This is a genomic window from Paenibacillus sp. p3-SID1389 (assembly GCF_025151705.1).
Classification (GTDB): Bacteria; Bacillota; Bacilli; order Paenibacillales; family Paenibacillaceae; genus Fontibacillus; species Fontibacillus phoenicis.
On sequence record NZ_JALXVO010000007.1, the window covers coordinates 112111 to 125439 of the forward strand.

Genomic DNA, 13329 nt, shown 5'->3' on the forward strand with positions numbered 1-13329 from the left:
CGGGAAACCTGTCAGTCAACCGGAAAGAAAATGTTCATGAGGGGGAAGTTGGATGAGAAAGAGCAGACTGTTACCGTTATTATTGGGATTGGCTTTGACGGGCAGCTTACTTGCAGGATGCGGAGGGAAAAGCGAGCCAACGGAGGAAGCGGCAGAGGGGAGCACAGAGCTCAAAAAGATCGTCATCGCCGAACCGGTTCATTCCACGGGATATCTTCCGCTCTATTTGGCTCAACGGGAAGGTTACTTTAAGAAACGGGGATTGGATGTAGAAGTGATTCAGGCTGCCGGCGGCGCTCACGTCACGGCGGTGGTTAGCGGGGACGCATGGGGCGTCATCGGTGGAACGGAGTCCAATGCGCTGGCAAACAAGAAAAATTCCGATCCCATCGTGTCGATCGTCAACGTCGTTAACCGAGCCAACGTATACTTGGTAGCCAAGAAGGGGCTGGCTCCGGCCGGCAGTTCAGAGGCGGATTTGAAGGAGTTCTTTAAGGGGAAGAAGATCAACGCCGGACGTCATGGCGGTACTCCTAATTTGCTGATCCGTTATTTGCTGATCTACTTGGGACTGGATCCGGAGAAAGATGTCACTCTGCTTGAGCCGGCGGATGCCTCGACGGTCGTGACGATGGTGCAGCAGGGAGCGGCAGATATCGGCAATGGGGCGGAGCCGCAAATTAGCGACGGGATCTCCAAGGACGTCTGGGGCGAACCCTTTTATAAATTCCATGACTTCGGCGATTTCTCCTATTCCGTGCTCAGCGTGAAACAATCGACGATCGATAAAGATCCGGAAACGGTGCAGTTGTTCACCGACGCTATTATTGAGGCGCTGAAGGTGGTTCAAGAGGATAAAGAACTAGCGATGAAAAACATGAAAGCCGAGTTCCCTACGTTATCCGATGATGCGATTCAGGCCTCCCTTGACCGCGCCTATGCGGACAGCCTATGGAGCAGGGATGGGTTCATTACGGAAGCCGCAGTGAAACAAGACATGGACGTGCTGATCAAAACCGGGATTTATACGGGCGATTACTCCTATGACCAATTGGTCGACATGCAGTTCGTTAATTCATCCAAGTAAGGAAAGGGAAGGTGAAGCGAAGTGAATTTAGAGCAGAAGCTAATGAACAGCCGGACAGCCATCGTGGTGGTAGATGTTCAAAATGATTACTGTCACCCGGAGGGAGCTTTAGCCCAAGCGGGTAATGACGTTGGTGCCGTGGCCGACATGATGCCGAATTTACATCGCTTGCTGGCGGCGGCCAGAGAATTTGGGGTACCGGTGATGTTTATCCAGACCTTTCATGAAGAAGCGACCGATTCCGAAGCTTGGAAAGAACGATCTAACGGAAAATCGATGGCGGTATGCCGGAAGGGCACCTGGGGGGCGGATTTCTACGAAGTTGCCCCCGAGCCGGGTGAGGTTGTCGTGAACAAACACCGATACAGCGCTTTTGTGAATACTCGGCTCGATTCGATCCTGCGGAGCCAGAAGATCGAAACGCTGATCATGACCGGTGTCAGCACCAATGTGTGCGTGGAATCGACGGCCCGGGACGGTTTTATGCTGGATTATCACATCGTGCTGCTTCGCGATGCTTGCGCCTCTTATTCCAATCAAGCTCATGAAATGACGATCAAAAATATCGAAGGATATTTCGGTGAGGTCACGGACACCCGGGAAGTGATTTCCTTGTGGGAACGGGCTTGGAAGACGACCGTGAACCCAATGACAATGACACAAGTGTAAAGCAGGTGCAGGCATGGGCATGAACGGCAAATACCGTACACTGGTTCAATATATCATTTGTACGGGAGCCTTTTTATCTAACTGTTCCGCCGGCATGTTCAACATCGCGCTGGTTGATATCGCTAGAGATTATCAGATCGGTCTTGCCTCCGCGCAATGGGTTGTTACGGCTTATCTGCTGGTCATTTCCGTACTCCTGCCGGTGATGGGGAAACTCGGGGATATCCGGGGACGGCGGTCCGTGCATAATCTGGGTTATCTCGGTTTCGCGTTAGGGGCGCTTGGCTGCGCGCTTGCCCCGTCACTGGGCTGGCTGATTGCCTTCCGTATCGTGCAAGGCCTTGGCGCTTCGATGTATCAGGCGACGAACATGGCGCTGATCGTTTCTCTGTTTCCTCCTGAAAAGAGAGGGAGAGCCTTAGGGATGATCAGCACCTTCGTGGCCGCCGGTTCGATGATCGGCCCCAGCCTGGGCGGTGTACTGATTCAATGGATATCTTGGGAGGCATGCTTCTGGCTGCTGGCCGGTACCGCGTTAGTGGCTTGGATGATGGCCCAGCGGTTTATTCCGAAGGATCAGCCGGAGGAGCAAGGGCACATCGATGTAACCGGAGCTCTGCTGTTTGGGACTTCGTTAACCGGCCTTGTCACAGCGATTCATCTAAGCTCGGAATGGGGATGGGGATCTCTGCCTGTGGTCGTGTTGCTGCTGTTGTTTGCGGGTTGTGCCGCCGGGTTTGTGATGTGGAGTCTCTCCACCAGCGACTCCCCCTTCATCGATCTCAAGCTGCTCGGCGATGCTGCGACGAGTACCGGGCTCTGGATCACCATCGTTACGTATATGGCCGCGTTTTCGGCGCAACTCGTATTGCCGGTGTTTCTTCGCCATGAGCTTAGCACTCCGCCGGCGATGGCCGGATTGATGATGATGGGTTATCCGCTGGCGTTGATCGTCGCCTCCCCGTTATTTGGCAGTTTGTCGGACAAGCACGGTTCCTTACCGTTGTTGACGGCCGGATTGTTGGCGATGTCCGGGACGTTAGTTGCTTTAGGTTTTCTTTCCTCCTCGTATCCGATGTTTCTATTAATTACATTGATTGTTTTGCTGGGTGCATCCATGGGGATGATCACTTCGCCCAATACGAGCCTGGTGATGGGCCGTGTGGATCCTGGTCACTTGGGGTTAATCAGCAGTTTACTCGCGTTGTCGCGTAATCTTGGCATGATATTCGGTACTGCGGCAGGCGGCGCGTTCATAGCCGGCGCAGACGGTTATCGGATGGTTTTCGTCCTTTGTCTCGCGTTGGTGTTAGGTTCCGTAGTTCTTCTGCTTGTTACCGTTCGTCAAGCACGGCACCGTCGTCGCCATGAGGAGACGGTATCGCCATCCTAAAAAAGCCATTGCCTGGACGTTAACGTCTGGGCAATGGCTTTTTGGCGTGATTCGCTTACAATGTGACCCCCGTTTTGAAAATAGCCAGCTCGCGGACCTCGTTCTGCTCGTTCCGGGTGGGTTGACCGCTGGCTACCGCGATAACGTAATGGATAAACTGCTCCAGCACTTCTTCCATCGGCGTATCCAGCAAGACCCCGGCGTTGAAGTCCATCCAGTGCTGTTTCCGGGCGAACAGTTCGTTGTTCGTGGCGACCTTGACGGTAGGGACGAAGCTGCCAAACGGCGTCCCGCGGCCGGTCGTGAAAAGGACTAGCTGGCAGTCGGCGGCGGCCAGCGCAGAGGAGGCGACCAGGTCATTTCCTGGTGCCTGCAGCAGGCTAAGGCCTTTCTTGCGCAGCTTCTCGCCGTATTTCAGGACGTCGACCACCGGGGCGGTCCCGGCTTTTTGCGTGCAGCCCAGCGATTTGTCCTCCAGCGTACTAATGCCGCCGGCTTTATTGCCGGGCGAGGGATTTTCATAGACAGGCTCGCCGTAGGACAGGAAATATTGCTTAAAATCGTTGATGAGAGCAACAATTTGCTCGAACACCTCTTGACTCTCCGCGCGGGCCATCAGCATCTGCTCGGCCCCAAACATCTCGGGAACTTCTGTTAGAATCGTAGAGCCGCCCTGCGAAATGAGAAAATCGGAAAAAGCGCCGAGCAGCGGGTTGGCCGTAATGCCGGAGAAACCGTCCGAGCCGCCGCACTTAAGCCCAACGTTCAGCTCGCTGAGCGGCACCGGCTCCCGGCGGTCGTTGCGCGCCGCCTCAACCAGTTCTTCCAGCAGCGCCAGGCCAGCCTCCAGCTCATCCTCGACCTCCTGAGCTACAAGAAATTTGACGCGTTGCTCGTCGTAATCGCCTAGCCGCTCCCGGAACTCGGATACGACGTTATTCTCGCAGCCCAGTCCAAACACGAGAACGCCGCCTGCATTGGGGTGAAGCACGGCGTCTGCGAGAATGCTGCGCGTCATGAGATGATCTTCCCCAAGCTGCGAGCAGCCGTAGGGGTGCTTCAACACGGTAATGTTGTCGAAGGGGCCAAGATCCGGGTGCTCCGCTTTAAAGGCGCGGATCATTTGCTCCGCAATCCCGTTCACACAGCCGACGGTAGGCACGATGTACAGATCGTTGCGTATGCCGGTTTTACCGTTGGCCCGACGGTATCCCTGAAAGGTTAGGGAACGCTTCGGATAAATGACCGGGTGCAGGTTCGGATGATATTCGTATTGTTCCTCACCGGCGAGGTTCGTTTTTACGTTATGCGTATGCACCCACTCGCCTGGAGCGATCGCGGTTATGGCATGGCCAATCGGATAGCCGTATTTCGTGACGGACGAACCGGCGGGAATGGCGGTGAGTGCGATTTTATGGCCTTGGGGAATGTCCTGCACCGCTCGAACGGACTCCTTGTCAAGCTGGAGATCTTCACCAGCTGCGATTGGCCGCAAAGCCACCGCTACGTTGTCGCGCGGGTTCATTTTCATTAATCGTCGCATCGGCTGCCGCCTCCCAACCATTGTAATGTCGCTCGGGCGCCAAAAGCGTCCAGCTTCCGGACATATTGCTCCAGGGTGTCGGCCAGTTCGGGAACGCTGGATAAGTCTTCTCCCCACAGCTTCGTTTCCCGTAACAGGGCCGGAATCGCTTCAGCGGGCTGCGACCACGCCTGATCAAAGAGGGCCAGCACCTCCGGGCTGTCCTTCCGCACAAGCCGGTCGCCCCGATAACCAACCAGCAAGGCGGCGAAGGCCAGCGTGATCCGCTTCGGCAGCTCGCCCCGTTCCCGCTGGTAGCGGAGGAGCACAGGCAGCAGCCGGGTCTGGAATTTAGCGATGCTGTTTAGCGAGATCGAAGCCAGCTCGTGTCGGATGAACGGGTTCATAAAGCGTTCCCGCACGGCCTCGGCATAAGACAACAGCCCGGATCTGGGCAAATCAAGCATCGGAACGATCTCCTGCTCCATCAGCTCCCTAACGAACACAGACAAATCCTCGTCGTTCATCACATCCTCGACCGTTGTCAGACCGGCGAGTAAGCCCAACGCGGCCATCGCCGTGTGGGGGCCGTTCAGCAGATGAACCTTCTGCTCGCGGTACGGACGCAGGTCCTCGGTGAAGATGACGTTTAATCCCGCCTCGGACAGCGGCAGCCGTTCAGGCAGCCAGGCCGGGCCTTCGATGACCCACAGCAGGTAAGGCTCGGCGGTCACCATCAAGCGGTCTTGGTAGCCAAGCTGTTGTTCCAGCTGCCCCGCTTTCTGCTGCGGAAATCCGGGGACGATCCGGTCCACGAGGCTGCAGCAAAAGGTGTTTTCCCGTTCAAGCCATTGAATGAACCCATCGCCAAGATCCCATTCGGCGGCGTAGCGCAGCACGATCTCGCGCAGCTTCTCGCCGTTGCGGTCGATCAGTTCACAGGGGATGATCGTAAATCCCGCTTTGCCCAGCTGATAGCGGCGGTAGAGCAGGGCGGTCAGCTTGCCGGGAAAGCTCCGCTGCGGCGCGTCCGTGAGGCGGTCCTCCGGGTTGTAGGCGATGCCGGCCTCGGTAGTGTTCGAGGTGATGAACTCCAGCGAATCTTGCTCCGCTAGAGCGAGAAATTGCTCATAATCGGTGTAAGGACTGATCAGCCGGCTGACGGAGTGATTGATCTCGTGTTCGTTGACCACTTGCTGCTCCGCGATCCCGTTAATAAGAACCGTGTAAAGGTGATCCTGCTTCGCATAATGTTCGGATACCGGGCTGCTCTGCGGCTTGATCATCACCACGCTGCCTTGAAACCGGCCTTGCTTGTTCATCTGCTGCACCTGCCAGGCGGTAAAGGCACGCATGAAATTCCCTTCGCCGAACTGGATCATCCGTTCCGGGTAGGCAGGCAAATCGGGAAATAAGGTTCGGGATAAGAGCGGGTATTGCGGTGTGTCCATCGTTTTTTCGCCTCCTTGTTTTAGATGCTGATAGGAGATTAAGAGAAGTTAGGTATTTGCACACGTGAACATTTTGGAGTATGGCGAGCTGCCTGGCTTGCCGGAAAGGACCAGGACAAGCTTGAGAAGCTGTCGAAGTGCGGGACGAAGCGAACCCTTAGCGGCTAACAGAAGCAACCCATAGCGGCTTGCAGACGATAAGCATAATTCAGCGCTACAGTTCAAATCAAGAGATCTTGGCCACGGACTGACGGATCACCAGCGTCGTTGGGACGAACAGGGTCTCGCCAGGTGGTTCTGTTGGTTGTTCCTTATCCGATGATTCTGTACTCGGGGGTTGCATCAGCTCGATCAGCTTGCGGGTTCCCAGTTCGCTGATATCAGCAACCGGCTTGCGGATGGTCGTCAAGGCTGGATTCGTGTAACCTGCGAACACGATATCGTCGAACCCGATCAGCGACACCTGATTGGGCACGTTCACGCCCCGGGCGAAGCAGGCGTTCATCGCCCCGATCGCCATATCGTCGTTCGCGCAAAACACCAGCGTTGGCGGCTCCTTCAGATCCAGCAGCGCGTTCATCATCCGGTACCCGCTGTCGATGCTGTAATCTCCGGCAACTTGATATTCAGCGGGAAGGGCAAGACCATGGGCGAGTAAGCTTTCCAGGAAGCCTTGCTTCCGTTCAGCCGCAGACCGAAAGCCTGCTTTGCCTTCCATGATGGCCAGCCGCCGATGGCCTTGGGCGATCGCATAGTTGATCGCTTCCCGCACCCCTTCCCGATCATTGGCAACGACGTTCACGATGCCGGGATCGTCCAGATAGCGGTTTAGGACAACGAGCGGGATGCCCGCCTGCTTCACATGGTAAATAAACGCATTGTCGGCATCGCTTTGGCTCATGACTAGGATACCATCGAAGCGGTGCGGCGAAATGCCCTCCAAATGGCGGATGCCGTCGATCCCGTGCACAGTAAGACTGTAGTTTTCATCCAGCGCATGGTGAATGCCCTTAATCGCATCCACGAGGAAGCTGGCCGACGTGCCTTGATCGATGCTGGAGAAGAACAAACCGATCGTATACGTCTTCTTCATCACCAGACTTTTGGCGCTGACATTCGGAACATAATTCATTTCGGCGGCGATTTTTTCGATTTTCGCCCGCGTCTCCGGCTTAATCAGCGGGCTCCCGTTTAACGCCCGGGACACCGTGGTGTGGGACACACCGGCCACGCGGGCAATGTCTTTAATCGTAATCATAGAACCTCAACTTCCGCAGGAATTCGCAAGTTTTTCACGTTTTCATTCTATTCCCAGATATCTAAAAAAGTCAAGAAAAACAAGCAATGCACACGTGAAAATAAAATTTGCCCCAAGTTAAATGTAAGCGCTATAATTATCGGTAAAATAAACGGAGAGGATGAGCGGATATGCACGTTGAGGAGCAGCGATCAAAGCTATGGGAGGCGCTTGGGGAGTTGCCGTCCTTTGAAAGACCGGTTTCCGCCCGGTTATTAAAGCGGGAGGCGTTGGACGGATATGAGCTGGAGACCTTGCTGCTGGATTTAAACGGGCTGGAGCCGGTACCGGCATATTTCGCTAAGCCGCAGGAAGGGGAGGGACCTTACCCGCTTGTCGTGTTTAATCACTCCCACGGCGGAAATTATGGGAACGGCCGCAAGGAGTTGATTCGCAGCAGCGGTTATCTTCAAGAACCGTCTTTTGCCAAGGTGCTGACCGGCCTAGGCTGCGCGGTATGCAGCATCGATATGTGGGGCTTTCATGAGCGCAGCGGCAAGACCGAAGGCGAGCTTGTAAAAGAAATGTTGTGGACCGGACGATCGTTATGGGGCATGATGATTTACGATAATTATCGGCTGATCGACTATCTGTGTACCCGGGAAGACATCGATCCTTCGCGTATCGGCACGATCGGCATGTCCATGGGAGGGCTGATGGCGTGGTGGCTGGCAGCGCTCGACGAACGGGTGGGCGTCGTCGTTGACCTCTGCGGGCAGGTTGATGCAGAAACATTGATTGCGCGGCGCGGTCTGGAACATCACGGGTTTTATTACTACGTACCCGGGCTGCTGAAGCATTTTACGACCCTCGATATTCAAAAGCTCATCGTTCCCCGCCCCCGTCTCAGCCTGGTTGGCCGCAACGACCGGTTATGCCCATTTGAAGGGGTACAGCTGCTTGATCAAGGCTTACGTGAAGCCTATGGAGCCGCTGGAAAGCCCAACCATTGGCAAACCGTCATCACCGGCGGCGGTCATATGGAAACCGCGGAAATGCGCGCGGCGTGGCCAGAATTTATCGCCCAGCATCTGCTGCATTCCGCGCCATAGGAAGGGGTTCGCGCCCGGAGCGGTCATCAGCCGCGTTCCCTTCCGCGAAGCTCCTCCGACGGCAGCCGGCCGAACTCGCGCTTGTAAAGCCGGGCGAAATAAACCGGCTCTAAGCCGACATAAGCCGCGGCTTGACGGATCGTCATGTCGGGATGATCCATCAATAGGTGCCGGGCTGTTTTCAGCCGGATCTGATGAAGGTATTGCAGCGGCGTTAACCCCATTGCTTGCCGGAAGAGCCGGGTCAGCTGCTTCTGCGAGTAGCCGACGTGGCCTGCCAGCCCGGCGATGGTGATCGGCCGATTCAAGTGGTCATGCAGGAAGCGAATCGCAACATCTACAACCGACGCCCGGTATGAGGCGGGGGGAGCGGCGGGCGGTACCACTGGGACGCCTGAATCGGCCTCTACGCTCGTTTGGCCTGACGTATCCTTGAGGATGGCTAGAAACAACGAATACAGCAGCTCGGTCGTTCGCCAAGGGTCATGCTCGTTGCCGGACAGCTGCCAGATGGCAAGCAGGAGATCCGTAAATAACGAGACGTCCGAGAGCTGCAGCAGCCGAGGTGCATCCCCAAAGCCCCAATGGCTTAGCACCTCGCCGAAGTTTTCCAGCAATGTGACATACCCGACGAACCAGGGCTCCTCCCCGTAAGGCATATATTCATGAGCGCAGCCGGCGGGGATGTAGAGTAATTGGCCGGGGCGAAGAATGTCCCATTTGTCCTTGTTAACATAAAGCCGGCGAAACTGCCCTGTCCCGGAGATCGTCAAGAACAGCTGATGCGCCGAGAATCCCTTCATCCGCGTGAGCGGAGGCTGAATTTCCGTACCAACCGTATAAACGGATAACGGCAGAAGCTCGTTGCGGGAAGGGGTTAAATTACTTCTGAGCGGAAGCAGGTCCATGGGGAGTTCCTCCAATTTGTCCATTTTGTCTGGTGGTTTGTCCGATTTGTGGCTTCCGCCCGATTATATCCCACCTCTATAATGAGAGCAAATCGTTTGGGGAGTGTGAATTAGGTGGAACTGAACCGTGAATGGGAAAATTTATCGTGTCTGCACATCGGCCGGCTGCCGGCCCGCGCCTCCTATATTCCGTATGGGAGCGTCGAGACAGCCCGAACGGGAAAACGCGGGCGCTCACCGCATTATCAAACGTTAAACGGAAGCTGGAAATTCCGCTATCATCGCAGCGTTCGCGAGGTAGACAACCATTTCTTTGAGACGGAAACGGATGTGAGCGCTTGGGACGATCTGATCGTGCCTTCCTGCTGGCAAACGAACGGCTATGATCAGTTACATTATACGAACGTCAACTATCCGATTCCTTACGATCCGCCGTTTGTGCCGGACGACAATCCTGCGGGTACATATGTAAGGGATTTCAATTTGCCTGAAGCGTGGATGAAGAGGCAGACGCGGATCGTATTTGAAGGGGTGAACGCTTGCTTTTACTTGTGGGTGAACGGTCATTTCGTTGGTTACAGCCAAGGCAGCCGGATTCCGGCGGAGTTTGATCTCACGCCGTTTGTAGTTGCAGGCCGCAACCGTCTCGCCGTGCTGGTGTTGAAATGGTGCGACGGCACTTATTTGGAGGACCAGGATGTCTGGCGGTTTTCCGGAATTTATCGCGATGTCTATTTGCTGTCCCGAGATAATACACACATCCGTGACGTGTTTAATCAACCGCTGCTGCCTTCCGACCTATCCGAAGGCAAGCTGCGGTCGGAGATCGAAACGACGGGCAGCCTGACGGTGCAAGCGGAATTGCGGGATCCGGCGGGCAAGCTGATCGGACGTCATGAGGCACAAATCGACGGCAAAGGGGCGATTGAGCTGGACGTGCCGCAGCCACAGCTGTGGAACGCTGAGCAACCCCGGCTGTACGAGCTGGTTTTGACAGCCGGTCAAGAAGTGCTGCGCTTTCGGGTCGGCTTCAAAAAGGTGGAGATCACAGGCGGCATCTTCCGCATCAACGGCCGCGCCGTGAAGCTGAAAGGGGTTAACCGCCACGATTCCCATCCGGAGCTGGGGCAGACGATTCCGGTGAACCATATGATTACAGACCTCAAGCTCATGAAGCGGCATAACATTAACACGATCCGGACCTCGCATTATCCGAATGACCCGAAGTTTCTCGATCTCTGTGATGAATACGGGTTTTACATCATTGATGAAGCGGATCTGGAGTGCCATGGCGTGACCAGAACGGGCGAGCTCGAAGCGGGTGTCTTCCATAAGCTGTCGAACAACCCGGATTGGAAGGAAGCGTTCGTGGAACGGGCTGTTCGCATGGTCGAGCGGGACAAAAACCACGCCTCCGTCATCATCTGGTCCATGGGTAATGAATCCGGATATGGGGCCAACCATATAGCCATGGCGGAGTGGATGAAAGCGCGGGATGCCTCACGTCCGGTGCATTACGAAGGAGCGGATCCCCGGTATTACAGCGATTCGGATACGTCCTGCCTTGATATGGACAGCCGTATGTACCCCTCGGTAAAGGAGATCGAGCGGTATGCGCTCGATGAGAACAGTTCCAAACCGCTGTTCCTCTGCGAGTATAGCCATGCCATGGGTAACGGACCGGGCGATTTGCAGGATTACTGGAACGTGATTTATCGCTATCCGAAGCTGATGGGCGGCTGTGTCTGGGAATGGTGCGATCACGGCATTGCCGCGGAGACGCCGGACGGACAACGTTATTATGCGTATGGCGGCGATTTCGGTGATCAGCCAAACGACGGGAACTTCTGTATCGACGGCTTGGTCTTCCCGGATCGCCGGCCGCACACTGGGCTGCTGGAATTAAAGCAGGTTATTGCGCCGGTGCTGATCGAGGCGGAGGATGCGGTTCAAGGCCGGTTCCGCGTGCTGAACCGTTATGATTTTAGCAGCCTGTCACATCTGGCGGTCAGTTGGAAGCTGGAGCGGGAAGGAGAAGTGCTGCAGCAAGGGCGGTCAGGCCCGCTAGCCGCCGCACCGGGTGAGACGGAGATTCTCTCTCTTCCCTATGATCTGACGCTGGCGCAGGAGGGGTCGGGACCGCTCACCTTAACCTGCTCGGTCCGGCAGCAGCTGGACACACCTTGGGCGGAGGAAGGGTACGAAATCGCTTTTTATCAATTTGAATTGCCGGGGGCCAAGGCAGCGTTTGCCCAAGAGCAACGGCAAAGTGAAGAATACGCTACCTTTATGACGGCGGATGAACAGGACGGCTTGCTCACGGTGCGCGGGTTTGATTTCGAGCATGTCTTTGACCTGAAGAAAGGGATGCCGCAGCAGGTGTCGAAGCACGGCGTACCGTTGCTCGCTAGTCAGGCCCGGTTTAACATCTGGCGGGCCCCGATGGATAACGATATGCACATCCGCAAGGAATGGGAAGCGGCAGGACTCGACCATGCCGCGATGAAGGTGTACGGGAGTCACTGGGAGCAAAAGCCGGACGCTTCGGTCGAAATCATCGTCGACTTCTCGCTCGCCAGCTACACCTTCGAACCGTTCGTGCGCGGCAGCGCCGTATGGACGGTTGGGGTCACGGGCGAGATCCAACTGATGGTTCATGCCGAAGCGCGCGAGAATCTTCCTTTCTTACCGCGCTTTGGTCTCGAGCTGACGATGCCGAAGGGGACCGAGGAGATCGAATATTACGGCTACGGTCCGCATGAGAGCTACATCGACAAACGGGCGAGCGTACGGAAAGGCAAGTATTTGCTGTCGGTGGACGACATGTTCGAGAACTACGTCATGCCGCAGGAAACCGGTTCTCGCTACGGTACGGATTGGGCAATCGCATCCACCATTCAAGGCATGGGACTGAAATTCACAGCGGCACAGCCGTTCTCGTTCCAGGCTTTGCATTACACCGCCGAGGACCTGACGGCAGCGCAACATACGTACGAACTCAAGCGCCGCCCCGAAACGATCGTCACGCTCGATTACCAAATGAGCGGCGCCGGTTCCGGCTCCTGCGGCCCGCAGCTGGCAGAGCCTTACCGTTTTGCCGAGAAGTCGTTCGATTTCGAGTTGACGATCCAGCCGGTATTTAAGGAAGAAGAATAGGGACTGGATCAGTCGTAGTAAAGAACCGTTCCCTGGCCTAGTGGCTGGGTGAGCGGTTTTTTACGGTTACGGGGGTAGGTCGTCTATCCGATCCCCCCTTTTGAAGGATTATCCCGTTGCATCAGGTGTTGAAGAAAGAGAAAGAGTAACAGTAAGCAAAAATTGAAAGAGTAAAGAAAGAGTAATACAAACGGAAGTAGAAACATAAACAGAAACAGAATTAGAAACAGAATTAGAAGTAAAGATAAAGATAGACATAGACACAGACACAGGCAAGATATAGATATGGACATGGATATAGATATAGATATAGGCATAGGCATAAATGTATGCATAGTTATAGATATTGTTGAAGGTGCAGATGTAGATATTGATGTGGTTGCATATTTGGATATGTATTTGGTAATAGAAATTGGTATAGATTATATACATGTATCATGAATATATATTACAATACATATCCAAATACAGATTCGAGCACATATTTTAATATAGATTTGAATACAGATTTATCCCTTGCCTGTTGTTCAGCCCTTGCATTAAGCTGCAGCTGCAATGGACGGGTTCTGGTGATGTGCGATTAACTGGCGGTAAGGGATCGCTGGAATGGACAGGCACATCTGCAGCAGGTCCTGGCGCATTTCTTCCTCGGAAAAGGTCATGCGCAGGTAACGGCGGACGGTGTACTCATTCAAATACGCCTGCAAATGCGTTATCCCCAAGGCGACATACGTGCGCCTGATAGAGTCCCTTGCTTCTCTCACGACTCTCCGTAGGGGCAGATACATCCGATG

At 55.0% G+C, this 13329-nt stretch carries 10 protein-coding genes and 1 pseudogene; 6 read left to right on the forward strand and 5 right to left on the reverse strand.

The annotated features are described in order from the left end of the window. The first annotated feature begins 52 nt into the window (after positions 1-52). From M3G15_RS04965 to M3G15_RS04975, 3 genes are read left to right on the forward strand one after another with little or no spacing between them, the layout of a single operon-like run. Positions 53-1087, forward strand: coding sequence for an ABC transporter substrate-binding protein (locus tag M3G15_RS04965; RefSeq protein WP_260070247.1), 1035 nt, complete (start codon positions 53-55; stop codon positions 1085-1087). 42 nt (positions 1088-1129) lie between these two features. Next, the gene (locus M3G15_RS04970) at positions 1130-1756 is read left to right on the forward strand and encodes a cysteine hydrolase family protein (protein WP_036644808.1); all 627 of its coding nucleotides are present in this window, start codon (positions 1130-1132) and stop codon (positions 1754-1756) included. Between the two features lie 13 nt (positions 1757-1769). Beyond that, the gene (locus M3G15_RS04975) at positions 1770-3149 is read left to right on the forward strand and encodes an MFS transporter (protein ID WP_260070248.1); all 1380 of its coding nucleotides are present in this window, start codon (positions 1770-1772) and stop codon (positions 3147-3149) included. A 55-nt stretch (positions 3150-3204) separates the two neighbouring features. Here M3G15_RS04975 and M3G15_RS04980 read toward each other — a convergent pair whose 3' ends face one another. The 3 genes from M3G15_RS04980 to M3G15_RS04990 form a co-directional block, all read right to left on the reverse strand. After that, on the reverse strand, positions 3205-4692 hold the full coding sequence (locus tag M3G15_RS04980; RefSeq protein ID WP_260070249.1) for a UxaA family hydrolase: 1488 nt from the start codon (positions 4690-4692) through the stop codon (positions 3205-3207). Further along, positions 4680-6122 (reverse strand): tagaturonate reductase, encoded by a 1443-nt coding sequence (locus M3G15_RS04985; protein WP_009224329.1) that lies wholly within the window; start codon positions 6120-6122, stop codon positions 4680-4682. Before M3G15_RS04985 ends, M3G15_RS04980 begins: the two co-directional genes overlap by 13 nt. A 226-nt stretch (positions 6123-6348) precedes the next feature. Then, positions 6349-7380, reverse strand: coding sequence for a LacI family DNA-binding transcriptional regulator (locus M3G15_RS04990; protein ID WP_009224328.1), 1032 nt, complete (start codon positions 7378-7380; stop codon positions 6349-6351). Between the two features lie 170 nt (positions 7381-7550). Between M3G15_RS04990 and M3G15_RS04995 the strand changes: the two genes are divergently transcribed. Further along, positions 7551-8471 carry a dienelactone hydrolase family protein gene (locus M3G15_RS04995; protein ID WP_009224327.1) on the forward strand — a complete coding sequence of 307 codons (921 nt, stop codon included), beginning with the start codon at positions 7551-7553 and terminating at the stop codon, positions 8469-8471. 26 nt (positions 8472-8497) lie between these two features. Here M3G15_RS04995 and M3G15_RS05000 read toward each other — a convergent pair whose 3' ends face one another. Beyond that, positions 8498-9379 (reverse strand): AraC family transcriptional regulator, encoded by an 882-nt coding sequence (locus tag M3G15_RS05000; protein ID WP_260070250.1) that lies wholly within the window; start codon positions 9377-9379, stop codon positions 8498-8500. Between the two features lie 114 nt (positions 9380-9493). On the opposite strand from M3G15_RS05000, the gene M3G15_RS05005 reads away from it, so the two are divergent. Further along, a complete protein-coding gene (locus M3G15_RS05005) occupies positions 9494-12535 on the forward strand; it encodes a glycoside hydrolase family 2 TIM barrel-domain containing protein (RefSeq protein WP_260070251.1) in 3042 nt (1013 codons plus the stop codon). A 285-nt stretch (positions 12536-12820) separates the two neighbouring features. Further along, positions 12821-12976 (forward strand): hypothetical protein, encoded by a 156-nt coding sequence (locus tag M3G15_RS05010; protein WP_260070252.1) that lies wholly within the window; start codon positions 12821-12823, stop codon positions 12974-12976. A 98-nt stretch (positions 12977-13074) separates the two neighbouring features. Here M3G15_RS05010 and M3G15_RS05015 read toward each other — a convergent pair. Continuing rightward, a pseudogene (locus tag M3G15_RS05015) lies at positions 13075-13329 on the reverse strand (transposase); the annotation flags it as partial.